21 protein-coding genes are annotated in these 25,242 nt (G+C 40.3%); 7 read left to right on the top strand and 14 right to left on the bottom strand.

All coding sequences use genetic code 11. The annotated features are described in order from the left end of the window. The coding region (locus tag LV83_RS21400; RefSeq protein ID WP_211320471.1) for a T9SS type A sorting domain-containing protein at positions 1-339 on the top strand (339 nt) is incomplete at its 5' end. A 55-nt stretch (positions 340-394) separates the two neighbouring features. Here the strand turns inward: LV83_RS21400 and LV83_RS09265 are convergent. The 11 genes from LV83_RS09265 to LV83_RS09210 all read right to left on the bottom strand — a co-directional run bounded on the left by LV83_RS09265 (position 395) and on the right by LV83_RS09210 (position 11,206). After that, a complete protein-coding gene (locus LV83_RS09265) occupies positions 395-931 on the bottom strand; it encodes a GNAT family N-acetyltransferase (RefSeq protein WP_111611261.1) in 537 nt (178 codons plus the stop codon). Between the two features lie 106 nt (positions 932-1,037). Then, the gene (locus tag LV83_RS09260) at positions 1,038-2,006 is read right to left on the bottom strand and encodes a transketolase family protein (protein ID WP_111611260.1); all 969 of its coding nucleotides are present in this window, start codon (positions 2,004-2,006) and stop codon (positions 1,038-1,040) included. A gap of 37 nt (positions 2,007-2,043) precedes the next feature. Beyond that, the gene (locus tag LV83_RS09255) at positions 2,044-2,895 is read right to left on the bottom strand and encodes a transketolase (protein WP_111611259.1); all 852 of its coding nucleotides are present in this window, start codon (positions 2,893-2,895) and stop codon (positions 2,044-2,046) included. A 13-nt stretch (positions 2,896-2,908) separates the two neighbouring features. Further along, positions 2,909-3,358, bottom strand: coding sequence for a thioredoxin-dependent thiol peroxidase (bcp, locus tag LV83_RS09250; RefSeq protein ID WP_111611258.1), 450 nt, complete (start codon positions 3,356-3,358; stop codon positions 2,909-2,911). 24 nt (positions 3,359-3,382) lie between these two features. Then, entirely contained in the window at positions 3,383-5,257 is a 1,875-nt protein-coding gene (locus LV83_RS09245) for a M23 family metallopeptidase (protein ID WP_245947027.1), read from the bottom strand. Further along, positions 5,244-5,855 (bottom strand): fumarylacetoacetate hydrolase family protein, encoded by a 612-nt coding sequence (locus tag LV83_RS09240; protein ID WP_111611257.1) that lies wholly within the window; start codon positions 5,853-5,855, stop codon positions 5,244-5,246. Before LV83_RS09240 ends, LV83_RS09245 begins: the two co-directional genes overlap by 14 nt. Positions 5,856-5,864: 9 nt before the next feature. Next, the gene (locus LV83_RS21395; RefSeq protein ID WP_158530548.1) at positions 5,865-6,548 is read right to left on the bottom strand and encodes a DUF4377 domain-containing protein; all 684 of its coding nucleotides are present in this window, start codon (positions 6,546-6,548) and stop codon (positions 5,865-5,867) included. Between the two features lie 592 nt (positions 6,549-7,140). Next, the gene (locus tag LV83_RS09225; protein WP_245947026.1) at positions 7,141-7,869 is read right to left on the bottom strand and encodes an SGNH/GDSL hydrolase family protein; all 729 of its coding nucleotides are present in this window, start codon (positions 7,867-7,869) and stop codon (positions 7,141-7,143) included. A gap of 382 nt (positions 7,870-8,251) precedes the next feature. Next, the gene (locus LV83_RS09220) at positions 8,252-9,292 is read right to left on the bottom strand and encodes a S66 peptidase family protein (protein WP_111611255.1); all 1,041 of its coding nucleotides are present in this window, start codon (positions 9,290-9,292) and stop codon (positions 8,252-8,254) included. A 238-nt stretch (positions 9,293-9,530) separates the two neighbouring features. Further along, positions 9,531-10,823, bottom strand: a complete 1,293-nt coding sequence (locus tag LV83_RS09215; protein ID WP_111611254.1) for a D-alanyl-D-alanine carboxypeptidase — start codon at positions 10,821-10,823, stop codon at positions 9,531-9,533. After that, a complete protein-coding gene (locus tag LV83_RS09210; RefSeq protein WP_111611253.1) occupies positions 10,823-11,206 on the bottom strand; it encodes a DUF423 domain-containing protein in 384 nt (127 codons plus the stop codon). The genes LV83_RS09215 and LV83_RS09210 overlap by 1 nt, the downstream gene beginning before the upstream one ends. 308 nt (positions 11,207-11,514) lie before the next feature. Between LV83_RS09210 and LV83_RS09205 the strand changes: the two genes are divergently transcribed. Together LV83_RS09205 and LV83_RS09200 are read left to right on the top strand one after the other, a co-directional pair. Continuing rightward, positions 11,515-12,324 (top strand): polysaccharide biosynthesis/export family protein, encoded by an 810-nt coding sequence (locus LV83_RS09205; protein WP_111611252.1) that lies wholly within the window; start codon positions 11,515-11,517, stop codon positions 12,322-12,324. A 6-nt stretch (positions 12,325-12,330) separates the two neighbouring features. Beyond that, positions 12,331-14,778 (top strand): GumC family protein, encoded by a 2,448-nt coding sequence (locus tag LV83_RS09200; RefSeq protein ID WP_111611251.1) that lies wholly within the window; start codon positions 12,331-12,333, stop codon positions 14,776-14,778. Between the two features lie 1,126 nt (positions 14,779-15,904). On the opposite strand, the gene alr is transcribed toward LV83_RS09200, so the two are convergent. Genes alr through LV83_RS09185 form a run of 3 tightly spaced genes read right to left on the bottom strand, consistent with a single transcriptional unit; the run spans position 15,905 to position 20,283 of the window. Further along, entirely contained in the window at positions 15,905-17,062 is a 1,158-nt protein-coding gene (gene alr / locus LV83_RS09195; RefSeq protein WP_111611250.1) for an alanine racemase, read from the bottom strand. After that, entirely contained in the window at positions 17,056-19,044 is a 1,989-nt protein-coding gene (locus tag LV83_RS09190; protein WP_111611249.1) for a hypothetical protein, read from the bottom strand. The genes alr and LV83_RS09190 overlap by 7 nt, the downstream gene beginning before the upstream one ends. Before the next feature lie 15 nt (positions 19,045-19,059). Next, positions 19,060-20,283: an ATP-grasp domain-containing protein gene (locus LV83_RS09185; RefSeq protein WP_111611248.1), complete on the bottom strand. Its 1,224-nt coding sequence runs from the start codon at positions 20,281-20,283 to the stop codon at positions 19,060-19,062. A 1,180-nt stretch (positions 20,284-21,463) separates the two neighbouring features. On the opposite strand from LV83_RS09185, the gene LV83_RS09180 reads away from it, so the two are divergent. From LV83_RS09180 to LV83_RS09165, 4 genes are all read left to right on the top strand, one after another. After that, on the top strand, positions 21,464-22,462 hold the full coding sequence (locus LV83_RS09180; RefSeq protein ID WP_111611247.1) for a mannose-1-phosphate guanylyltransferase: 999 nt from the start codon (positions 21,464-21,466) through the stop codon (positions 22,460-22,462). Positions 22,463-22,568: 106 nt separating this feature from the next. After that, a complete protein-coding gene (locus LV83_RS09175; protein ID WP_111611246.1) occupies positions 22,569-22,952 on the top strand; it encodes a four helix bundle protein in 384 nt (127 codons plus the stop codon). 134 nt (positions 22,953-23,086) lie between these two features. After that, positions 23,087-24,091 (top strand): GDP-L-fucose synthase family protein, encoded by a 1,005-nt coding sequence (locus LV83_RS09170; RefSeq protein ID WP_111611245.1) that lies wholly within the window; start codon positions 23,087-23,089, stop codon positions 24,089-24,091. 197 nt (positions 24,092-24,288) lie between these two features. After that, positions 24,289-25,146 (top strand): glycosyltransferase family 2 protein, encoded by an 858-nt coding sequence (locus LV83_RS09165; RefSeq protein WP_158530546.1) that lies wholly within the window; start codon positions 24,289-24,291, stop codon positions 25,144-25,146. The last annotated feature ends 96 nt before the right edge of the window (positions 25,147-25,242 follow it).

The raw sequence follows: 25,242 nt of genomic DNA, 5'->3' as shown, positions 1-25,242 counted from the left end.
ATCCCGTCCAATTCAATACTAAGGGTATTCAGTACTGATAGAGCAGGGCAGACGATAGAGCGATCTATAGAACTGACAAGAGAACCTAGATTCGGGGACTTCACTATGTTCCCTAACCCAGCGGAATCTGCTGTTACGATTGAGGTTGAATTGGAACAAAGCATGAATGTTGGAATAAGAATCTATGATGCTGTAGGACGTTTGGTATTTGAAGATGAGAGAGTCCAAAATGGAATTTCTAAACATCAAATCACTATTGATCATCTAAGTCCTGGCTTGTATACAGTTCAGTTGAAAACTGGCAAACTTGTAATGAACAAACGATTAATCAAAAAGTAAAGGATCTAATCCTTAAAGTTGAAAGCCTCTCCTAGTAAAATAGGAGAGGCTTTTTTTATAGCTTTTTCTTCATGATCTGAATTCCCCTAACCTCAGGAAGTAGTCGTTCAAAATCCAGCTGATAGGTATAAACCCATTCATAGCCCATCTTTTCGTAGAACTTTTTTGCTTGAGGTTTTTCTACCATCGCCTCCAGCCATATAAAATCTAAACTATTTTCCTTGGCTATTTTTTCCACATAATCTATCAACTCTTTTGCTACACCCGTACCATGAACTGACTGATCTATATACAAACGATGAAGTTTCATTGCATTTGGAATCTCAACTTCTCTTGGAGAAAAGGGAAAGTCATATTTTAAGATGCCGACAATTTCCCGCTTGTGTTCCACAAAGAAATAGTGACTTCTTTCTCGGGACAGTTCCTTTTTAAGGTTTTCAGAGTTATAACATAAATCCAAATACCAATCGCCTTGGTCTGTCCAAAAGTCCTGATATGCAGTTTTATAAACTGTCTGCATCAAAGCAAAAAGCAAAGCTTGGTCTTCAAGTTTTAATGGCTTGAGAGATAAGTCGGTTGAAATGGAAATCATATGGTTTTGAAACTCTTCCTAATGTAAAAAACAATAAAAAACCACAGCCATTTGACTGTGGTCTTATTTTTTATGCTGCTTCTCCAGAAGCTGCATTAGTATCAGTCTATTTTCTAGCCAAAACTTTCTTAGCAGCTGCAACGATATTCGCAGCATCCAATCCGTATTTATCCAGCAATTGAGTAGGAGTGCCTGACTCGCCGAAACTGTCATTTACACCTACATATTCCATAGGAGCTGGATTGTTTCTTGCTAGCGTTTGTGCTACGCTATCGCCAAGACCACCATTGTATTGGTGTTCTTCGGCAGATACTGCGCAACCAGTTTTTGCAACAGAATCCAAAATTGCTTCTTCATCTAATGGCTTGATCGTATGGATATTGATCACTTCAGCAGAGATGCCTTCAGATCTCAATATCGCTTCAGCTACTACTGCTTCCCAGACCAAGTGGCCCGTTGCGAAGATAGTCACATCAGTGCCTTCGATCATTTTCCAAGCTTTACCGATCTCAAACTTCTGAGCAGGATCTGTGAATATTGGCCAAGATGGACGACCGAACCTCAGGTAAACAGGTCCATCGTATTCTGCAATTGCAATCGTAGCAGCTTTCGTTTGATTGTAATCGCAAGGATTGATCACCGTCATGTGAGGAAGCATTTTCATCATGCCCACATCTTCCAAGATCTGGTGAGTTGCGCCATCTTCTCCAAGTGTCAAACCAGCGTGAGAAGCACAAATCTTTACGTTTTTGCCAGAGTAGGCTATAGACTGACGAATCTGATCGTACACACGACCGGTAGAGAAGTTAGCAAATGTACCCGTAAAAGGGATTTTGCCATTGATCGTCATACCTGCCGCGATACCCATCATGTTTGCTTCTGCAATACCAGTTTGGAAGAATCTTTCCGGGAATTCCTTCTGGAACGCTCCCATTTTCAATGAACCGATCAAATCGGCACAAAGTCCCACCACATTTGGGTTTCTGCGACCAGCTTCCAGGAAGCCGTCTCCAAAACCTGAACGTGTATCTTTTTTTTCTGTATAGTTGAATTTTAAATCCAATGTCTTTTCCATGTTTTCTTTTCGTTGAATGGTCTAAAAATAGCCTTGATTAAAAATCACCAATTGTTTCTGGTAACTGTCCCAAAGCATCAGCTAATTGCTCGTCATTTGGAGCGATACCATGCCATTTGTGTGTTCCTACCATAAAATCAACTCCAAAGCCCATTTCTGTGTGAAGTAGGTTCATCACTGGTTTTCCTTTTCGGCTTAGGCTTTTTGCTTTTTCCAGACCTTCTACTACGGATTTCATGTCATTTCCCTGAAGTGTGTCTATAACTTCCCATCCGAAAGACTCATATTTAGCTCTCAAATCGATCAAGTCCATGATCTCTGCTGTAGGGCCATCAATCTGCTGTCTATTAAGGTCAATTGTAGCGATTAGATTGTCCACTTTCCAGTGAGCAGCATACATAGCCGCTTCCCATACTTGACCTTCTTCCTGCTCTCCATCGCCCATCAGAACGAATACAGTGCTGTCATCTCCATCGATTTTCTTCGCCTGAGCTGCTCCGATTGCTACTGACATTCCTTGCCCCAAAGAACCGGATGCAATTCTAATCCCCGGAAGCCCTTCTTCTGTTGCCGGGTGGCCCTGAAGTCTGGAATTTAGTTTTCTGAAGGTGTTCATTTCCTCAGGAGAAAAATACCCTGATCTGGAAAGTACAGAATACCATACTGGAGAAATATGTCCATTGGATAGGAAAAATAGGTCTTCACCCTTTCCTTCCATTTTGAAATTAGGATCGTGATTGAGTTGGTTGAAGTAAAGAGCTACAAAGAACTCAGTGCAACCAAGTGATGCTCCGGGGTGGCCGGATTGTACCGCATGTACCATGCGGAGACAGTCTCTACGTACCTGCGATGCAGTACCTTCGAGTTGTTCGATTGTTTGTTTTTCCATTAGGGATATAGGTTTAATTTAGGATTTGTGCTGTGTGATCTTTAGTTTTTACTTTTTCGATGATCTCGGATATTTTACCTTCCTCATCAATTACAAAAGTGGTACGTACAGTACCCATATATTTTCTTCCATACATTGACTTTTCCTGCCAAGTACCAAAAGCCTCGTGAACTTTCAAATCAGTATCGGCAATCAAAGAAAATGGAAGTTCTTGTTTCTCTTTGAATTTAAGGTGGGATTTTTCAGCGTCTGAGCTCACTCCGAAAACCACATATCCGGCTTTGAGCAAGGCATCGTAATTATCTCTAAGATTGCATGCCTGAGCCGTACATCCTGGAGTAGCATCTTTCGGGTAAAAATAAAGAACCACTTTTTTTCCGCGATAGTCAGAAAGCTTGATGGTTTCTCCTGTTTCAATTTTAGCTTCAAAATCTGGGGCCATTTGGCCTTTTTCTAAGTTCATATGCTAGTGTTTAGGGGGCCTAATTTAACCAATCGTTCCTTTCCATTCAGCAGTATTGCCAGCTTTATCGGTAACTTTTAGCAAAACTTCTCCTTTGAAGGGCTGATTTTCGAGTTTTTCTGACCAAATCACGGCTTGTTTGTACTCATATCTCATCAAAATCCATTTGCCGTTTACATAGGCTTCGTAGGTGTCAATGCCGGATAAATCATCCCGTATTACGAAGCGCATATCTGAGGAATTAACGCGGATCACCTGAATTGTTGGCTTTTTAGTATCCTGCAAAATGGAGATTTCTCCAAGAGATCTAGTGTTGAAATTTAAGGTATCTCCAGTCCAGGTTCCTCCCAGAAATGACTTAGAATTACCGGAAGTATAATAAGCATGAGAGCGTTCCTTATTTCCGGAGTACGCAGGTACTTTCCACAGAATATTCACCGCATTCCATAAGTATTCTTGGCTGCTGTTGACAATTAACTTTGGCGAAGTAGCAGGTCCGGTTTGGGAAACTCTCAAAAAGAAATTGTCTAGAACCGTCTCCCTACTGAAATTCATCTGGAGATTTTGCTCTGAATAGGATGTTTCCTTTCCTGCAGGAATCAATGCATTGATTCCTGGAAGCAGGATTTCTGTACAGATATCAATTTTCTCAGGTATGCCAAACTCCATGTCCCAGAGGTAAGTTCGGCTGTTTGCATCCTGATAGGCGGGAAGCATTTCAAAAGAATTAGATCCTACTTCAAACTTCGCCAAACCGCCCTTCGGAGAGATCGGAGCTTTGATTTTCAGGATATTGTTGATGTAATTAAGTGAAGCTTTGGAGGGTGCTACGCCATCATTTACATTGGTCTCCATATCCTGTCCTTGCAGCGTGAAGCTGATCTGACGCGTATTTCCATAAGCATCAATCAACTTTAATTTGTACTCTTTTTTTACCCCAGGCTCTAAGGCTAAGTGGCCAGCATCCTCAGACTTAGGATTAATAAAGTCAAACTTTAGATTCTTCTGATAATAGAGTTTGGTGTAGCGATTCTGATACGTGTGCTGAAGAAACTGACGGGTAAAGTTAAAATCAACCTTGTCCACAGTCAAATTTAAAACGGTCACTGTGTCTTCGGTCAATTCAAAAGTTGGAAAACCGTTTCTATTACTTGCCCCATCAAGCTGGTCATAGCTTCGGATTTCTATTCCAACTTTTCCCGTGATTTTAACTTCACTAGGCAGGCGATAATTGCTACCGCTGGCTACTGGACTTACTTCCAATCGGGCGAATTTTCCATTCACCCGGGAATCAATATTCAGCGGCACAATCGCTATACTTTGAGGAACTGGAGCTGTTCTATCTACTATATCGGAAAACCCAAATAGGAGAGGGTCCATCGCCCGATCCAGGCTATCGCGAATCTCAAAATGTAGGTGTGGTCCTCCAGAACCACCTGTATTTCCACTATCCGCTATCTTTTGACCCTGCTTCACCGGCAATTCCCCCGGCTCAGGATAGATCTCCAAATCAATTGCTTTAGCATCATACATTTTCTTCCGCATGTAATCGCTTAGCTCCTTATTGAAATTGCGTAAATGGCCATATAAGGTAATCATGCCATTTGGATGCTTCAGATAAATCACATTGCCATAGCCAAACGAAGAAATTTTGATCCTATGCACCCATCCATCTGCTGCTGCCAAAATGCTGGCTCCTTCTTGGCCACCAGTTTTGAAATCCAAACCTGTGTGAAAGTGATTTGGTCTGAGCTCAGCAAAGTTTCCTGCTAGATAATTCCGGGTACCAGGGTTGATTGGATTGATAAAATAATCTTTGTCAACCTCCTGAGCTTGGAGATAAGGAATAGTGATTAATCCGAGAAATAAAAGTGCGCAGCTTAGTTTACTTAACTTCAAAATCCAACAACTTTTCTGTCCCTATAAATCCTTCCAATTTGTCTCCGATCTTTACAGGGCCGACCCCTGCAGGAGTACCTGTGTAAATCAGATCTCCGGTTTTTAGCATAAAGAATTGAGAGACATATTCTATGATTGTTCCAAAGTCGAATAGCATCAAAGAAGTATTTCCTTTTTGACGGGTTTCTCCATTGATGTTCAAGTGAAAATCTATGTTTTTCAAATCTTCAAAATCATCCACAGATTTAAAGCCCCCAATAGGTGCAGCCCCATTGAAGCCTTTTGCAATCTCCCACGGCAAGCCCTTTGCTTTGCACTGATCCTGTAAATCCCTCGCTGTAAAGTCAATACCCAAGCCAATTTCATTGAAATATCTGTGAGCAAACTTCTTCTGAATGTATTTTCCCTGCTTGGATATTTTCAGAACTAGCTCAGCTTCATGATGTATGTTTTTGGAAAAATCAGGATAGAAAAATGGAGCTCCATCTTTCAGCAACGCGGTGTCTGGCTTTAGAAAAACAACTGGATTTCCAGGAGTTTCATTTTTTAATTCCTCTATATGTGCCGCATAGTTTCGGCCAATGCAAATGATTTTCATAAATGGTAATTAATCTACAGCTTGGAAAATAATCAAGGTTTCCCCTGATTCATTCATTAGGTAAAGTTGGTTGTTTTCCAGTTTATATCCTCGCGTATCAATCAGAGCTTTTGATAGGATGTTTTCAATAGTCATATCAGGGCAAGCCATCATCGTGGTTGCGCCGGGACCAAGCAGAAGTTTCTCTCCATCATTTTCCTTGATCTCACCACGCACAGAATTGCATCCCATGTTTCCCACATAGGTTTTGTCCGAAGCATTAAACTCGAAGGTTAATGCCTCATTGTTTTTGAATCCTGTTGGGTTTTCTATGTTGCCCACCTTGGTGATTTTCCAGGTATTAGTCAATCGTAAAGCTGGGTCTGATTCTTTGCTCAAAATTTCTACTAATTCATATATTTTTGACGAAGCATCAGCCGGAGTAGGGGTTTCTCTGTCAGTGACCTTTACCTTGATCTGATAAATATTGCCTGGCTCATAGTCGAAACCTTCTATCGAACTATAGAATAACTCCCACTCTCCGGGTTTTATTTCAGAACCTTTTTGTATTTGGAGACATGACATTTTCCCCTCGCCCACACAATCCATTTTTGCAGAATTGATCCACCAAGTTTCCGTGTTTTCTTTCGAATGCCGATCACATGCCACAGCTCCGAGTATGGTACTAATGAATAGAAATAGGATAGTTTTCATGTGTTTATGATTTAATTTTTTAAAGTCATCCCGAGAAGTCGGGACAGGCTATGGAATCTCGCAATGCTTCCCCGATGCATCGGGGCATCCCAGTGTGAAGTTCTTTAGTCATGCTTATCTGCCTCGCGCAGGCTCGATTTCATGACTTAAAAGTTTAAATGTATTAGTCTATGTTTTCAGTCAAAGTTTTTCATGCGACAGATTATGTCTTTATTCTTGCTTCTAAAATATGATTAAACGGAATCGTGTTAGTAGCCAAATATTCAATGACAAGCAAGATCCGAAGGATTGAGACAATTCATAACCCTCGGCGGAGCCGGGGGTATAGAAAACACTTAGTTTACCAAGCCCTGAAGGGGTGTCGCTTTATAGTTTCGCCCTTTCAGGGCTCGAAATGCTATCGATTTTTTTACCCTGCACTGCGTACAGGGTCATGAATAGTTTTGCTCCTTCGGAGCTAACCATGGAATTATGCGGTTTAAATACTGAATGCCAAATTTTGTTTTTATAAATTTCCTTACTGGCAGAATATGCCTTTATTCTTGATTCTAGCATCTTGATACTTATGTCTAAGTCAACCAAAAATAATTCTCTAATAAATTGAAACTATATGTTCAACTAGTTTTTCTGTCCAAAGGCTATACATTTTTTCACTGGGATGCAGACCGTCAGCAGCAAGCATTTCTTCCTGCCTACCTAAAGCTCGATATTGCTCGGTAATGTCAATGTAGGTTACCCCATTCTTATCGCAGATTTCAGCTTTAATGCTATTGTAAGCATCGATTTCCTGAGCGATCTTACTTTGATCTCTGCCACTTTTGGTTGCAAAAGGAGTAACTCCCCAATCTGGTATGGACAAAACTACCACATGCTTAGCATTCACACCAGCAAAACTAATTGCCTTCAAAAGCATGACCTCAAACTCCTCCTCAAATTTGTCAATCGGAAGTCCACGATATTGATTGTTGACTCCAATAGATAGCGTGACCAAATCGTAGGTATTTCCTTCAATATTTTCCGCTTTGATGCCTTTTTCAAGTTCGTCCACTGTCCAGCCTGTGCGTGCAATTACCTTTGGCGCCGCCCATTCCTTATCAGTGTCGGTGTTTAGTTTAGCGATCAATTGACTTGGATATCTGCCAGCATCGCTGACACCTTCGCCTATGGTGTAGCTATCGCCTAGTGCCAAATAAGTAAGTTGATTGGAGTTGTCTGTAGGGTTTTCAGTCATTGGTTTGTCAGAATCATCTGGAAGCATATTCTTTGAACTATTGCAAGAAATGATTCCAAGAATAGCGAATATGAGAATTGAAAATTTCATGTGTTGTTAATTATTTGCTAAAGGTGTTTTACCTTATGCAATTGGATTTATTTTACTTGAGAATAGACCCTTGATTATTATATAATATGTATATCCGCTTTGTTACCAGTAAATAGATAAAAGCGACTTAATAGATGGTATACCCTAGCTTTGAGGCCGCTTCGGTCTTCGGTCTCCCGATAGCTATCGGGAGGTCTTCCAGCCAACCAAGCAAAGAATCTAAGGTGACTGGCATCATTGCGGATAATCATATTATATAATATTTTCTGCGTATAACCGATTTTAATACATCAAATAGAGCTAAAATATCATACGATATGTTTAACACTAAGATTTAGGCAACTTCGGTCTTCGGTCTTCTGTCTCAACCCGACACCCTCTATCACTGAAATACGGAGTCAAGCAGTGAAATGGTCCCTTTGTCTGCATCCATTTGGACATTGGCACCAACTGGAATTATAAATTGCTTGGAAATATGCCCAATCATCGCGCCAGAGTAAGCCGGGATTTTCAAAGGCAAAATATAATCATCCAGCACCTGGTCTAAGGTAAGCGAACCGTATCCTCCACCAGGTTCGCAGTCCGAACACTGCCCGAAAACAAAGCCTTTGATTTGATCCAGAGTCCCATTGAGCTTCAGCGTACTCATCATGCGGTCCACTTTATAGGGGTCTTCTCCCACATCTTCGATGAATAGAATAGCGTCTTTGAAATCTGGGTAATAAGGCGAACCGGAAATTGCTGTTAAAACAGTTAGGTTTCCACCCAGAATTTTCCCCTCAGCGGTACCACCTTTCAGTGTTTGAATACGGTTTGACTTGACTACTAAGTCATCGCTTTCTGCATGAATATTTTCAAAAGTTACCTTTTCCTTTTCTATAAATACCTTCTCAAACTGCTTCACGTTGAAGCTATTCCAGGTACTGGAGCCCATAGGGCCATGGAAAGTTATTAAGCCGGTTTGTGCATGAATCGCGCAATGCAAAGCCGTGATATCAGAGTACCCAAGAAGTGGCTTTGGATTTTTTGCAATTGACTTGTAATCTATCATAGGTAAAATCCGCGCTGCACCAGAGCCCCCACGTATGCAAATAATCGCTTTAATATCCTTGTCGGAAAACATCTCATTCAGATCACCAGCTCTCTCTTCATCAGTTCCAGCCAAATGCCCGTATCGGTTTTTGAGATTTTCTCCTAGCTTCACTTGGAAACCAAGCGCTTCCAATGCTTCCTGCGCAAATGTAAACTGCATTCTATCCGCCATTGCGGCAGATGGAGCTATCAGACCGACGGTGTCTCCTTTTTTGATCGCCTTCGGCAAAAGTGTTTTGGGATCAAAAGACGCATGTGCCCTGTCCCAAGAAACTAGCGGAAAGGAAGCAGAAAGTAATCCAAGAGATTTAAGAAAAGCGCGTTTTTGCATTGGGCAGGTTGGTTTATTCTGAGATGTGAAAATAAGGCTTTTTTATTTTGAAGTAAATGACTCCCGCAAGGGCGCTAGTCGCAAAGAGAAAAATCATCATTCAAAAGACCTTTTATGATTATTCGCAAGGATGCCATTCACCTTAGATTCTTTGCACGAAAGACCGAAGAAAGGAGACCGAAGGGTTTAACCGACAACCGACAACCGACAACCGACATCGGACATCAAACACCCGACATCAAACCATCTCCCTCACCATTACCATCACTTTTTCCATCTCCCTTCTCACCTCAGAGGCTTTCCAGGGGTAATTAGAGTTCATAAAAGCAAAGCAATAATATCTTCCGCTTTTACCTTTGATCAGGCCGACTAAGCTGTGGTTATTGCTCATTGTACCTGTCTTTGCAAAAATGTAAGGAGAATCTGCTTGGTAGCTATTTTCTAGCGTACCTGACCTTCCCCCAATAGGGAGTAATTCGAAAAGCTGCTGGTCAGGCATCATTCGGTAGATTTTCTCAAAAAGTGCTACCATGCTCCGCGGAGTTATCAAATCGTGCCTGCTTAGTCCAGACCCATCTACCCACTGAGGGGCATCCGGTAAATCAAAAAGATAGGTTTTGAGCATGAATTCGATTGCCCGCTCAGTATCAAGCCGCTGAAAAAGACGATCTGAAACCATGAGCATTAGCTGTTCAGCAAGAAAATTATCACTTTCCAGCATCATTTCCTTTAAGATAGGAAAGAGTGGTGCAGCTCGCCATTCTTTATGAATTGTTGGCAAACTGTCGGGTTGATAGATCCATTGCTTGCCAGTGGCGTCTGAGGCAAGTTTCACGAATAACTCAGGACTATATATAAAAGGAATAAACTCCTCCCTTGCCCTGAAATTGTTGGGATTGTAATAGAATTTATTGGTATGAAAGTCCCGCTCCAATTCCCGTATGGTTCTCGAAGTAGGGTAAACTGATTCCTGAAAAATGGGAGGGAAGACCCTAGGTGCATTGCCTACTTTCTTTACTTGTACCAGATTTCCAAAGATGGGTAAGGAAGATCGCTCAGCAGAATAATTGTAATAATAGTCATCCCATTGCCAACCGTATCCAAAGGCAGGAGACATCATATTGGCATCCGAAAATATTACTTGATCAAAAGGTGCTAAAAACTCTTGAAAATCAGGTTGGTATAACTCTTTGTATTTCCAACTTGGATCACCTGAACCCCAAATTTTTATAGTCTTCCCTTCAGTTGTATAGCGAAGAGTCTGGGTGCTGTCGTTTAGAACTATTAATGATGAGAAAAGGGTAAAAAGCTTGGTGGTAGAAGCAGGGATAAATCGCTGATGACTGTTTTTCTCATAAAGGACCAGCTGAGAATCCAGATCATACAGCATGAAACCAGTCAAATGACCATTGAAAAAGCTTGTTTCTCCAAGTGCAGATTCCAGTTTGATATATTGATTCTTGCTGAGCTGAGCAAATGAGGAGTTAAAAAAGAAGAGAGTAAGAAAGAATAAGAATAGTTTTTTCTGCATTAGTCATTCTTGTTTGAAGCTGCGAGAAATATAAGAATCCATCCAGCTATAAATGCAACTCCTCCAAATGGAGTGATTGCTCCTAGCCAGGTAATTCCTGTCAAGGATAGAAAATAGAGTGAGCCTGAAAATATTAAAATCCCAACTACCATTAGTATTGCTGCAGTGCTAAGCTTGTGCCAAGTTGGTTTGACTAAAGCCAGTATTCCAATTAGGAATATTGCCAGAGAGTGGTAAAAATGATACTTGACAGCAGTTTCAAATGTTTCTGCTCTTCCAGTTTCAGCTAAGAGATCTTTCAATCCATGTGCTCCAAAAGCACCGATTCCCACTGCCAGCATTCCAAAAACTGCTCCTATTTGTATGATCTGTTTGCCTTTCATTTCTTCCTCTATATCAAATTTACCTTTCAGTGCCCAACTTCATTATTCAACATTTAGCATTCTAAATTCGAAATTAAGCAATACTTCCTATTCTAGAATTATTCAACAATTTCAAAATATGCCTTTGGTATTTCTACATGTTAAGAAATCAAATGAAGAATGACTTACTAAAACGCCCCAATATCTCATTCCTGATAAGAGCGAGTGAAATTCAGCTTCTTATTATCGAAATCATAAAAAAGAGTACAATTTGAGGTTAAATGTTTAAGTTTGCGCAGTTTTTGTAGAGAAATATTAAAAGAATATATATGAGGAAGTTGTTGAAGGGGCTATCGTTTTCCCTTGTTTTTTTTATGGCCTTTGGCTGTATCTCCAATGAGAAGATCATTTATCTGCAAAATCTTGAGGAAAATACACCTATAGAGGACGGAGAATTAATCACCTACGAAATCCCTGAATACAAGCTACAGTACAATGATATCATTGATGTGAATATACAGACAGTGGATGATTTGTTGTCTATGGGCTTTAATAATCAAGCTACTCAGATGAATGGGCAAATGGGGAATGTCTCTGCTCAAAATGGAGGAGATATCTACTATATGACGGGCTATTCCGTTGATCAAAGTGGTAACATTAGACTACCAATTGTTGGTAATGTGAATGTTAAGGAGAAAACTTTAGAAGAGGCAAGAGTTACTATAGAAGAAAGCCTTCGAAAATATGTGACCAGTGAACTCTACGTTAAAGTTAAACTTGGAGGTGTTCGCTACTCTGCATTAGGTGAATTTAGAAGACCAGGAAAGTTTGTGGTCCTGCAGGATAGAATGACGATTTTTGAAGCCATCGCAAATGCCGGTGATTTAACAACAGTGGCTAAAAGAGATGAGGTATTGCTCATTAGACAGTATCCTGAAGGAACTAGACTGCATAGAATTGATTTACTGGATAGGCAGATTGTAGCCTCACCTTTCTACTTCATTCAGCCAAATGATCAACTTTATGTGGAACCAATGAAAGTTAGAGAAACTGGTACTGGTGAAAATACAGCACAAACTTTAGCTCTGGTGTTTGCAGGTGTTTCTTCTGTAGCCCTCATTTTAAATTTATTCAGATAAGCATTTATGTACCCGAATACACCCAATCCATCCAATTCTGGGCAAAATCCTTTTATGGTACAAAAGGAGGACGAAATTGATTTAAAAGTATTATTGTTCAACTACCTGCAATATTGGGTATTGATTATCGCTTGCATGTTTGTGGGTGTATTAGGAGCTTTTCTTTTTAACAGGTATGCTACTAATATTTTTAAAGTAGAGTCAAGTATTCTAGTAGTGGATGATAAGCCTAGCTTAGGCACAGATTTGTTTGAATCTTCTGGTCTTGGAATGCTCCAAGGTAAAAGTAATATTGAAAATGAAATTGGAATTTTAAAGTCTTTTTCTCTAGCACAAGAAGCAGTTACCGACTTAAATTTAAATGTTCAATATTATAAGGAGGGCTTTGTTACCACAACCCAGATTTACGATAAATTACCAATACTGGTAACAGTTGACTGGAAGAACCCTCAGTTAGTCGGAGGGCGGTTTAAGTTAGAAGTTATCAATGAGGATTCTTTTGAACTTTCCGTTGAAAACGAGGAGTTTAGAGTTTACAATCCAAATGACCCTTTTTATAAGACCCTTCCAGAGCAAGAGGTTTCCTTGTCAAAATCTGTTTACACTTTTGGTCAGGAAATTTCCGGTGAGAATTTCTCATTCACTATCAATCAGATAGCTGCTCTTCCAGGCGACATTCTTCAGTTTAATTTGGTAGATACTCCATCCCTTGCTTTAAAATACAAAGAAGAACTTGCAGTATCGCCAATCAATAAGCAGGCTTCTATACTTTCACTTAGCCTAGAAACTCCCGTACGACGATTGGGCGAAGATTACATCAATAAGTTGATGGAAATGTATCTGGCTAGAGAGTTGGATGAAAAGAATAGGGCTTCTGAAAACACGGTAAGATTTATTGACGAGCAGCTTTCAGGAATTACTGATTCCTTGAGGTTCTCTGAAAACAAATTGCAAAAATATAGAACTGAAAATAAGGTATTCAATCTCTCTGAGGAAGGTTCTGTGATCTTTGAAAGAATGCAGGAGTTGGAGATGCAAAAGGGGCAGGCAGAGATTAATTTAAAATATTACGAAACACTTAGAGATTATTTGGTTTCTGATTTGTCAGGTGATATGGTGGCGCCATCTATTGTAGGCGTTACTGACCCGTTATTGAATTCCTTAGTTCAGGCCTATAGTGAATTGCAGTCAGAACGAAATAGACTGACTGCAAATTTCACAGATGAGGCTCCAGCTGTAAGAGAAAATGCTACAAGACTGCAGAATACAAAGAAGCAATTGCAAGAGAATGTGAATTCTGCATTAAGCAATACTCAAAATTTAATTTCTGATCTGAATTCCCAGATTCGAATGCTAGATGTGGATATTAATTCCTTACCTGAAACGGAACGTAACCTGATAGGTATTCAGCGTCAGTTTAGCATTAACGAAAATATCTACATCTACCTTTTGCAGAAAAAGGCTGAGGCTGAAATTACAAAAGCTTCCAATATGCCAAAGAATAGCATCTTGGATTTTGCTAAGTCTGGACAGGAACCTGTTGCTCCCAAAAGATCATTGAACCTACTTATTGGTTTGATTTTGGGCCTAATCCTACCGATTGGTTTTATTACTATCAAGGATTTCCTTAATACTAAAATTGAAGATCCAAAGGAACTTGAGAATCAAATCAAGGTGCCTTTAATAGGAATGATAGGAAGAAATAATTCTGAGGATGCGATTCCTGTTATGAATAATCCTAGATCAACTGTGACAGAGTCTTTCAGATCACTCAGAGCTGATATGTCCTATTTGAGTCCTAATAAGGATAATCTAACTATACTTTTCACTTCTTCTATTTCAGGAGAGGGTAAAACCTTTGTTTCAATCAATGTTGCTTCAGTTTATGCATTGATGGGTAAGAAGACTTTACTGATTGGTTTGGATTTGAGAAAACCCAAAATCGCTGAGGATTTTAATCTTCCAAATGATAAGGGAATGAGTACCTGTCTTAGCTCTGATACGCCTTGGAGAGATGTAGTTAAAGCGACGGGTCACAAAGATATGGATGTCATACTTTCTGGTCCTATTCCTCCAAATCCTGCTGAATTACTGCTTCAGGATAAGTTTGGAGAGATTATTAGAGAGATAAAAGCAGAGTATGATGTGGTTATTTTTGACTGCCCTCCTGTAGGCCTTGTGTCTGAGACTAAGGAGTTATTTGGCTTTGCTGATATCAGTTTCTATGTATTCCGTCAAGGATACTCAATGAAAGGAAATACTCAGATTCTAAATAATCTAGTCGAAAAAGGTGGAGTCTCCAAAATCTACGGTATACTTAACGATGTGCATATAGATAAGGGCTACGGTTATGGCTATGGTTACGGATACGGTTATGGCTACGGGAATAATTCCTATGGTTACCACGAAGAGGTTCAATTGCCTTGGTGGAAAAGGGCATTGCGAAGAAAATAGAATTTTCAGTATTTGGAATAAAAAAATCGCAGATCAAAGTCTGCGATTTTTTTTGCTCTGCCCCGTTCCTGTCGTCACGAACGGTATTATATCAACCCTTGTCCTTTGCCACCGTTCGTGTCCTCACGAACGGTTTTCTAGCAACCGCTGTCCTGCTTCTCCAGAAGCTGGACTTATCGTTACCTGTACCTTCCCGTTTTCATCTTGCTGGCATTTACTTTCTCATTCCAAATAAACGATGTTGCGCCAGCGCTGGGTCGTTGGTTGATTTTATCCCGGTGTTGAAACACCGGGCTACTGAAGACCTGTCTGGTGCAAGACTTCAGTCCTGTCCGACCACAGGCGGGCTTGTACCTAGGATAATGCAGTCTTCAGACTGCCTCAGTTGTTCTGTTAAACATCGGTCATCCGGCATCCAACTTTTTCTCGTTTCCATCTTGCTGGCATTCTGCTCCCGTCTCCAATATGACGATGGTGCGCCAGCGCTGGGTCGTTGGTTGATTTTTATCCCGGTGTTGAAACACCGGGCTAGTGAAGATCTATGCCTACGGAAATTTTTTCGGTTTCAGACCTTGTCTTCTTGCCGCCGTTCGTGTCGTCACGAACGGTTTTCTAGCAACCGCTGTCCTTTGCCGCCGTTCGTGTCGTCACGAACGGTTTCCCAGCAACCCTTGTCCTGCTTCTCCAGAAGCTGGATTCAAGTCAAATAATACCATGAAGTCCCGATATCCATGAACTTTGCTTCATTCCGAATAAACTTTATATGTATATCCGCTTTGTTAACAGTAAATAGATAAAAGCGACTTAATAGATAGTTTACCCTGTCTGGTGCAAGACTTCAGTCCTGTCCGACCACAGGCGGGCTTGTACCTAGGATAATGCAGTCTTCAGACTGCCTCAGTTGTTCTGTTAAACATCGGTCATCCGGCATTCAACTTTTTCTCGTTTCCATCTTGCTGGCATTCTGCTACCGTCTCCAATATGACGATGGTGCGCCAGCGCTGGGTCGTTGGTTGATTTTTATCCCGGGGTTGAAGATACTGTGTGAAAACCAAGTACAGTGAAGACCCTTGCAATTTGGGCGAAAGATGATTCTTGCTTCTCCAGAAGCCACACTTTTCAGCCCCTACTTAACAATCCTTCTAGGAATAGCTGAAGGCAGTCTACTCAGCATTTCATTATTCAGCAACTGGGTCACTTGTGAAAAGGAACTGATATTGATCGTATTATTATTTTGCCTTCCTACAAGCACCACCTCGTCACCCACCTTTACATCGGAAAGGTTTGATACATCTACCATAAAGAGGTTCATATTGATCAGGCCTACGATTTGGACTTTTTTTCCTTTGATCAACACATGACCTATATTGGATTGAGCACGGGGATAGCCATTACTATAGCCTAGTGGCATTACGGCAACTTTCATATTTCGGGAAGCTTGATAGGAGGTTCCATAGCCAATAAATTCTCCTGCATCAACATCACGGACATCCATCACATCCGTTTTCCAGGTAAAAATCCGCTTCAGCGCACTGTCTGACTGCTTTCCAGTTTCCTGCAAATGCATATAGTAAATATCCGGACTCGGCCAAAACCCATACTGAGCCACTCCAATTCTCACCATATCATACACTGTATCCTTGTACGCCAAAGCCGCTGCAGAACAAGCAATATGTCTTATCTCCGGCATCATGTTCTTTTGCTTGCACTGCTTGAGGAAGTTTTTGTACCGCTCATGCTGCATATTAATTTTAAACTGATTCGAGAAGTTTTCAGCCCCACCAAAATGAGTACATAGCCCTTTGAAAGCGATCTCTTGTGTATGTTTTTTAAGAAAACTTAGGGTACTAGGAAATTCTCCCTTAGTCATTCCTGTCCTGTTAGCGCCAGTTTCTACTTCAATGTGAACCTTAGCTTGCTTTCCTATTCTTTTGGCTGACTCGAGCACTATTGGAAGTCTTGCGTAATTAAACACGTAAAACTCTATTCCGTTTTCCACTGCCCAATCGATATCTTCGTCGTATAGAATTCCCATAATCATGGCATCACTGCTAGATGACTTTGCCGCCAAAACTTCCTCCGCCTCGAATGCCGATGCTGTTGCAAAATGACTTACTCCAGCCTTTTCAGCCATTTTCACAAATTCCCTGATCCCATGACCATAAGCATTTGCTTTGACCACAGAGGATATTTTTACTCCTTCACCAACTTTCTTTTTAATGAAGTTGATATTATTCGTAAGTGAGGATTGACTTAGCTCTATTCTAGACGAGTGTCTTACCATAATTTCGTTTGTTGATTCCACATATAAGATTTACCCCAACTTTCACGCGCCAGCTTCTCTACTTTCTGAATTTCTTCAGCAGGTACCTCATTGATTCTGTTTTTGACATCCAGCGGGCTGTAATGAAAGGCATAAACTCTTGCCGCAAACTGATCAAAAGGCAAGGAGGATTCCCCCTTTTTTTCACCTTTGCCGTGGACCGAGGGCAATATATTTTGTCCCCAATCCTGTCTGCCCTCATTGTTGGGATTGAGGAAATATGCCCTCACTTCTCCCTTTGGGCTTTTCTCCACCCTCAAGAGAGAAACGGCATGAAATCCAATCATGTCCCCCTTATTACTGGTGATGAAAATCCCAACCGGATTAGGGTAAACCATGTGTTGGTTGCCATTAAAATCAGGATGAAATGCTGCATAAAAAATTCGTACATAGCCTGGGAAATCCATGATAGAATTGCTCATATAATCGTAACAAGAGGCAAATCCCACCTGAATCCACTGACCATACATGGCAGGATTAACCCATTTATGTGGATCGTCTAGCCTCCCAGTGGAGAGCCGCATCATCTCATTGTAGATTTTGTCCAAATGAGGCACCATAACAACTGACACCACATCCAAATTATAATCCAATTGATCCAGTAAGCCTTTGATCAGGTTATTGGAGATCAAATTTTGATTTTCAAACCGCATAATCAGGTTATTCTGAGTTGACACGGTGATGATCATATCAATCAACTTTGCCGGAGAATGCTGACTCCACATGCTGATGCCTCGGGCCGATTGACAGGTAGGATTATTGCCCTGACCCACACCTAAGGGCTGCCCCAGTACTTTGATCGTTCCCCCGATCAGATATTGCAATGCTGTTACTTCTGCATCAGGATTACTCAAAGATTTCAAAATCCTTTTTTCTACTTGAGGGTTAACCTTGATCCGGCGTAGATTTTCCAAACCAACCCGAACAGCTCTTCTGGAAAAGAGATTCTTTCTTAACATTCTGGCCAAACCGTAAATGCACTGACAGTTATCCCAGCTTACAGTTTCCAAAATCAGAGAAGAAACCAACTCAGAGTATTTTTCCCATTCTGCAATTCCTCGATCATTTAAATCAAGACAGATGGGAACCAGATCCTCATACTCATTTACTATATGCTTCAAGAAAATTGCCTGATAGCCGCTAACCAGGCCTGTTGCATTCATGAGTTCTCCCATTTCAAGGGCCTCATTTGCTAGGGTTTTTTCATCAGCATGTTTCAAAAATTCACTGTAAGCATCCTTGCCCTCATTTGCCTTTGCTCCCTTGGAAGGAGAGTAAAGTGCATCTATGTAAACACGTATTGCCTTATCTTTTTCTGAATTTCCGGAGGTATCAAACCTTCTGTTTACCAGACTAATCAGCTCTCGGGCTTTTGAAGTACGAATTGGTCGCTGTTCACAGATCAATCGTATTTCTTCTATCAGTTTTTCATAGACTCCCTTCAGATCCATTTCAGACATGATAAATCCAAAGAGGTTAAATGCCTTTTTTAACTCCCGTTCAGGCATTCTCATACGCGTTTCTTCAGTTGGCTCGCGCAATGCAAATTCAAGGTTATGCACTATAACTTCTTCGAGGAAACTTTGGGCGTCCGCTGCCGAAACTACCTTATGAACATCCTCGCCTTTCGCAAAGCGTAACATTCTAAGCTCTGAAAGAGTCTCAAAACTTGAGGAGGGGTGGCCATATTTAAGCGTTCCTTTCACCAAGTAAGGCACAAGTTTATCAGGATCATTCCAGGATGTTCCTTTGAAAAATTCAGCACGGTCGAGTTCTACACTCTTGCTATATAAAAAAGCAAGACCAGATCTGGTCAAGCTTAGTATATCGATATGACTGGCTAATTTTGCAGCTTTCTCTTTTTTGGTTAGCGTTCCTGAGTCGATAAACTCCTGGAGACTTTGGTCAAAATTAGTAAATACCTTATCGGACGTTAATTCCATTTATTGCTTTAAAATTTACACGTAAAATTCTTCCTTCTCGTAATGCTTCAGCAACTCAGTCATACGATCTGGGTCTTCACCTTTGAAATTAATTGTACCAAAGTGATTGCCAAATCCATCCCGATCTGCGCTTAGCTTCTGCCCTTCGTATGGTGCTATAAGGGAGTGCTCCACAAAGTATGGCTCGTTATTTAGAGACTCAGGAATTTCAAGTTTGGAGAATTGACGCTTGTGAGGATAGATCATCACATTGCCATGGTAGTTTTTAGGCTTGAAGTCCTTTGCAGGGAAGATTTCATCAAGCTCTTCTTCCGTAATATTTGGATCATGAGAGATCACAAAGGCTGCTAAAGCGTCAAATTCATAGGATTTGGAACAAAGCTCCAAAATATGACCTCCAGGAATTCTGCAGGCAGTTTCTCCAAAGTTTAGCTCATCTTTTTCTGTCAAGAACCACTCTGGGTGCACCATGCCATATTCTATTCCAAAGATGTCAATCATCTTTTGAACTTCCTTATGGATCAAGTCACGCTTGCTTTCCAAGTATTTTCCTTCGGGAATAAAATTCGAGTAACCCAATTTCACATATTCAGTAATATTGAGGAACCTGATTTTTCCTTTGTTTACAAATGCTTCGCAAGAAAACTCACGCCCAGGCAAGTGGCTTTCGGCCAAACAAGGGAAATCAGAGTCTTCACATTTCTCATCTACATCTGCTAAAGAGCGTAAAAGTCTATGTCCAACAGTTCCTGCAGAGGCAAAAGGTTTGATATGTACCCAACTATCTTCCTCTCCATCTACTTGGAGATTGGCCTGATTAAGCCTCTTCATAAAGGCTTTCACCCCTTCCTTATTAAAAACTTCCTCAAAAAGCCCGACGCGTAAACCACCTATAAGTGCTTTTCGCTTCATCATGGCTTTATTTCTAAATAAGAAAGCTCTGTTAAGTACACGTGGATCTCCACGATAAATAGAATTAAGCGCTCCAGCCCATTCTACAGTCTCTTCGTAAAGGGGCACAGCCACATCCACGTCGAAAGCTTTTAGCTTTTCAAAAAGGTCGATTGAATTTGAGGTATCACTCCACTCGTCCAAAGGATAGGAGACAAAAGGAATATTATTTTCAGCAGCGTAGGGTTCAAAATCTGCAAAGGAAACTACTACAAAAGGTCTTCCGGTCTTCTGCATACTTTCTATTACAGGTAAACTCCAGCCTATTAATGCGAAACATTTAGCCATTATTAAATTAAGGTTAAGGTTAAAAATCTTTTAAAATCTGATGCCATATACAACACGGAAAGTGTTAGGGGAAATAGACAGAACTGTCAAATAGATCACGGCACCCATAGTTACAAGGAGACTTATACCTAGATCGTTCCATCTATTTTCAATCCCTTTGCTGAGTGCAGTAGTTTCTTAGAATAATAGAATGAAAGGGAGGGAATAGGGGATTTGATTCGAAACCCTATTAATTGGAATGTGGCTTCAGCCCATTCCGCTGTGATATCGGGACAGGCTCTCTCCTCATGAGCCTGTCCCGATTATATTCGAATGTCATTTCGACGAGCATCCTGATCTATTGAGCTATGCAAAGCATTAAATGCGAGGAGAAATCCATAAAGGAACCATGATGAGATTTCTCCTCCCTTCACTCGTCGAAATGACCCGTAGTACCCAGCTGTTTTACCTCCAAACGACCAAATTTCTGGCGAGTGGGGCTGTCAAAATAGCGGGCCAGCGTCAGGCCTTGGGCGTAGAAGCATTATTTTGACGATGGTTTTTGGGTACTTTTGGCCGAAACCAAAAGTGCCAAAGAAATAAATGTCTGCTCTAACTTTTGATATCTCCCAACTGCCTCCAACATCATCATTCAATATTCGATATTAGTAACAACAAAGATCAAACAACAACAACCAACATCGGACAGCCAACCCCCAACTCGGTTCACTTTTATCTACACTCTGGGTATTCACTCTACACTCTATTTAGCATAGGTATACAGTAAACCAAGCTCTTATATTTTGGTTGGCTCTTTGCTTACCAACCATAGCTTACAGAGATTTCAACTATTTTAAATACAGTATTCTGTATATAAAAATCCCAATGAAAATTAGGATAAAAAATGAGTACAAAAACTACTCAGTTCCCTATCTTTGCAAGACGAAATGGGTAAAAAAGTGCTTTAAATTTTAATTTTGGTATTTTTTTAGCCTCTTTTTTTTGAATTCTATAATTGAGTTGCCAGTAGCTGATTACCAGTAATTCATAAGCTAAGACCCTTTTTCTGGGATATAATTTGGAGTTTTTTGACTCTGATATTATCCAAAATTGGGACTGAAAGGGCGAAGCTGTGAGAAATTGTTTAAGCTGTTTACCTCTGTTTTTAAGAATGAAAAATTCAAAACTTGAAAATCAATAAATGAACATTTTTAATGTAGTGCTTTCCGGTGGAGTAGGTTCCAGACTTTGGCCACTCAGCCGTAAATCACAGCCTAAACAGTACTTACCTATTTTTGAGGGAGAAACTCTTTTTCAAAAGACTGTTAGCAGAAACGCTGAACTTTGTGACAAAGTAATGATCGTGGGTAATTGTGATAATTACAAACTATCGAGGAAGGACCTGAATGCAGCCGGGGTAAGTGAGTATAGAGAAATAATCGAGGCTTGTCCTAGAAATACAGCGGCAGCTATAGCATTTGCTGCCTTTGCCGCCCAACCTGAGGATATTTTGTTTGTGACTCCTTCAGATCACTTGATTAAGTCAGGAGCGGAATATCAAAAAGCGGTGAAAAGAGCAATTCAACTTGCAAAGGAAGGTTATATAGTAACTTTTGGACTGAAGCCAAGTAGACCGGAAACTGGCTTTGGATATATAGAGGCAGCTGGGGAAGAGGTGAAAGGGTTTAGGGAAAAACCTAATTTGGAGACTGCAGAAGACTTTTTGAAAAGTGGAAACTTTTATTGGAATTCGGGAATGTTCTGCTTTCAAGCAGGAGTTTATCTGGATGAATTAAAGGCTTTTGAGCCAGAGGTTTATTCAGCTTCAAAAATAGCATTTGAAGGAGCACTGGAAGGTAAACTTGATTTTGAACTTTCCATGAAAATCCCATCCATATCAGTGGATTATGCGGTGATGGAGAATACCAAGAAAATCAAGGTTGTTCCCTCTGAATTTGCTTGGTCAGATATGGGTTCCTTTGAATCCATCTACGATCATTTCAAAAAGCAAGGTCATCAGGTAGACTCTAAAGGAAATATGGTGATTGGCACAAACCTACATACAGAGTTTTTAGGATTAAAAAACACTTTGCTAATCCAAACAGCAGATGCCATTTTAGTGCTTAAGAAGGACAATGCACAGGATGTGAAGAAGGTTTTTGAGCGGCTGGAGAAGGAGAAGCCGGAGTTGGTTTCATGAGGTTAACTGTTAATATGTTAAAAGTTAACCGTTCACCAGAGATAAGAATCAACAATTAACGATTTTAACTGCTTGACGATTAACAAATTAACCCTTTTAAAGAACATTGGCTAGTATCACATCTTTTGAGGATTTAGAAATATGGAAATTGGCACGTGAGCTTTGTCATAAGGTTCGACTTTTATCAAGAAAGGAACAATTTTCAAGAGATTTCAGGTTTTGTGGACAGATCAATTCTGCAGCTGGATCAGTGATGGACAATATTGCAGAAGGTTTTGAAAGAGACGGTAATAAAGAGTTTATCAATTTTCTATACATCGCTAAAGGCTCTAATGGGGAAGTAAGGTCTCAATCATTTAGAGCGTTGGATGCAAATTTCATTAGTGATGTAGAACAAAAAGAAATTTTAGGGTTGACAGAAACTTTGAAATTTAAAATACAGGGATTAATCCAGACCCTCAAAAACAGTGGAGGAAAGGGGTACAAATGATGGCCTTGGATATGTTCAAAGTTAATCAGACGCTGAATTATTGCTTAACGTTTTAACTCTTAACATTTAACGTTTAACATTTAACTTTTAACCCTTAATCTTTATTAACTCTGTGAATCTTTGTGGCAATTACAATGAATAGTAACACCAAAATATACATCGCCGGTCATCGCGGAATGGTTGGCTCCGCTATCTGGAGAGCATTGGAAGCCAAAGGATATAGTAATCTGATCGGTAAAACTTCTGCCGAACTTGATTTAAGATCTCAAGAGGCTGTTGCTGATTTCTTTTTCACTGAGAAGCCTGATGTAGTTATAGACGCAGCAGCCAGGGTAGGAGGTATATTGGCCAACAACAATTATCCGTATCAGTTTCTGATGGAGAATATGCAGATTCAGAATAACCTGATTGATTATTCCTTGAAAGCTGATGTGCAAAAATTTATTTTTCTAGGATCATCTTGCATCTACCCTAAAATGGCCCCTCAGCCATTAAAGGAAGAGTATCTACTAACTGGCCCATTGGAGACTACCAATGAATGGTATGCTATTGCCAAGATTACAGGAGTAAAGGCCTGTGAGGCAATCAGAAAGCAATTCGGTAAAGATTATATTTCCCTGATGCCAACAAACTTGTATGGTCCTCACGATAATTTTGATCTAACTTCCTCCCATGTACTTCCAGCTATGATCCGTAAGTTTCATGAAGCTAAACAGTTACCAGTTGTCAGTGATCAGTTGTCAGTTGTTGGCGATAAAAAAAACGATTTTAGTGAGGATTTACCAGTAACATTGTGGGGGTCAGGTACTCCTATGAGGGAATTCTTATTTGTTGAGGATTTGGCGGATGCAGTTGTTTTTGCGCTTGAGAATAAATTCCAGGATAACCTTTATAATGTCGGAACTGGAATTGACCTGACCATAAAAGAACTGGCGGAATTGATTCAAAAAACAGTTGGTCATACTGGAGAAATAGTCTGGGATTCCAGCAAACCTGATGGAACGCCCAGGAAACTAATGGATGTATCCAAAATGGAACAAGCTGGTTGGAAAGCTAAAGTAGGCTTGGTAGAAGGGATTCAACGAACTTATCAATGGTTTTTAGAGAATCAGGAGAGTTTTAAAGAAGTGAAAATATAGTTTGAAGTGGAAAGGTTGAAGGTGGTAGGTGGATGGTCGAAGGTGAAGGTATTGATGCAATCTGAGCTTTGAGCCTTTAGCTTCGAGCTTCGAGCTTTGAGCTTTGAGCTTCGAGCTTTGAGCATTGACCTAAATCCACCCAAAATCGATATACACACACAAATTTTCTAAATCATTATCCATTAAGAGAAATAATTTTGAAACTAGCAGTTCTTATTACTTGCCATAATAGAAGAGAAAAGACCAGAAAATGTCTTGAAAATCTATATGCTCAAGAGCTTCCTCCAAGTTCTAACTTGCAAGTTTTTGTTTGCGATGATGGATCTACAGATGGAACTTCTGAAATGATCCATTCAAATTTTCCAGAGGTGACAGTTATTAAAGGAACTGGAGACCTATACTGGAATGGGGGGATGAAGCTAGCATGGGAAAAAGCAATAGAAACTGATGTATTTGATTTCTACTTTTGGTTGAATGATGATACTTTTTTACTTCCTAATGCTTTACTTAAAATATTCAATTCGTATAAAGAGCTGAAGGAGCCTGGAATAATTACTGCTGCTTGCAGAATTCCTGGTACAAATGAATTTTCCTATGGAGGCTGGAATGGATTTTCCTCAATTGAGCCTAATGGGGAAGTTCAAGAAGTTATCCTGATAAGTGGGAATTTTGTCCTCATTCCTAACATCATAGTGAATAAAATTGGGTCTCTTTCGACTAAATTTACTCACTACTTAGGTGATTTTGATTATGGTTTAAGGGCTATCGAAGCTGGTTTTAAATGCTATACAAGCTCGGAGTATCTAGCTGAATGTGAAACAAACCTTCTTCCATATTGGGGCAATCAGGAGTATGACTTTAGGACTAGGTGGAAAATGCTGCATCATGTCAAAGGGCAAGCGTTTTTAGAATATAGTTATTTCAAATTTAGGCATTATGGTGTCTTGACAGGATTTAAGACGGTATTTGATACCTATTTAAAATTACTAGCACCTAAGCAATATGTACAGGTTAGGAATTTCATGAGAATGAAAGTACTTAAGCGTTCCTATTAACATTGGATTTATTCAACCTTTTAACGATTAACATGTCAATCCTCAGTGTATCTCTGCTTTCCCGATAGCTATCGGGACTCAGCGATCTCTATGGTT

The sequence above is a fragment of the Algoriphagus yeomjeoni genome (genome assembly GCF_003259505.1).
In the GTDB taxonomy this organism is placed as follows: domain Bacteria; phylum Bacteroidota; class Bacteroidia; order Cytophagales; family Cyclobacteriaceae; genus Algoriphagus; species Algoriphagus yeomjeoni.
This window is presented reverse-complemented; position numbering and strand designations above follow the sequence as displayed.

What these genes read in the sequence shown, in the direction of transcription:
- LV83_RS09265 (WP_111611261.1), bottom strand. Translation starts at nt 931, where the DNA reads ATGATTTCCATTTCAACCGACTTATCTCTCAAGCCATTAAAACTTGAA.
- LV83_RS09260 (WP_111611260.1), bottom strand. Translation starts at nt 2,006, where the DNA reads ATGGAAAAGACATTGGATTTAAAATTCAACTATACAGAAAAAAAAGAT.
- LV83_RS09255 (WP_111611259.1), bottom strand. Translation starts at nt 2,895, where the DNA reads ATGGAAAAACAAACAATCGAACAACTCGAAGGTACTGCATCGCAGGTA.
- bcp (WP_111611258.1), bottom strand. Translation starts at nt 3,358, where the DNA reads ATGAACTTAGAAAAAGGCCAAATGGCCCCAGATTTTGAAGCTAAAATT.
- LV83_RS09240 (WP_111611257.1), bottom strand. Translation starts at nt 5,855, where the DNA reads ATGAAAATCATTTGCATTGGCCGAAACTATGCGGCACATATAGAGGAA.
- LV83_RS21395 (WP_158530548.1), bottom strand. Translation starts at nt 6,548, where the DNA reads ATGAAAACTATCCTATTTCTATTCATTAGTACCATACTCGGAGCTGTG.
- LV83_RS09225 (WP_245947026.1), bottom strand. Translation starts at nt 7,869, where the DNA reads ATGAAATTTTCAATTCTCATATTCGCTATTCTTGGAATCATTTCTTGC.
- LV83_RS09220 (WP_111611255.1), bottom strand. Translation starts at nt 9,292, where the DNA reads ATGCAAAAACGCGCTTTTCTTAAATCTCTTGGATTACTTTCTGCTTCC.
- LV83_RS09215 (WP_111611254.1), bottom strand. Translation starts at nt 10,823, where the DNA reads ATGCAGAAAAAACTATTCTTATTCTTTCTTACTCTCTTCTTTTTTAAC.
- LV83_RS09210 (WP_111611253.1), bottom strand. Translation starts at nt 11,206, where the DNA reads ATGAAAGGCAAACAGATCATACAAATAGGAGCAGTTTTTGGAATGCTG.
- LV83_RS09205 (WP_111611252.1), top strand. Translation starts at nt 11,515, where the DNA reads ATGAGGAAGTTGTTGAAGGGGCTATCGTTTTCCCTTGTTTTTTTTATG.
- LV83_RS09200 (WP_111611251.1), top strand. Translation starts at nt 12,331, where the DNA reads ATGTACCCGAATACACCCAATCCATCCAATTCTGGGCAAAATCCTTTT.
- alr (WP_111611250.1), bottom strand. Translation starts at nt 17,062, where the DNA reads ATGGTAAGACACTCGTCTAGAATAGAGCTAAGTCAATCCTCACTTACG.
- LV83_RS09190 (WP_111611249.1), bottom strand. Translation starts at nt 19,044, where the DNA reads ATGGAATTAACGTCCGATAAGGTATTTACTAATTTTGACCAAAGTCTC.
- LV83_RS09185 (WP_111611248.1), bottom strand. Translation starts at nt 20,283, where the DNA reads ATGGCTAAATGTTTCGCATTAATAGGCTGGAGTTTACCTGTAATAGAA.
- LV83_RS09180 (WP_111611247.1), top strand. Translation starts at nt 21,464, where the DNA reads ATGAACATTTTTAATGTAGTGCTTTCCGGTGGAGTAGGTTCCAGACTT.
- LV83_RS09170 (WP_111611245.1), top strand. Translation starts at nt 23,087, where the DNA reads ATGAATAGTAACACCAAAATATACATCGCCGGTCATCGCGGAATGGTT.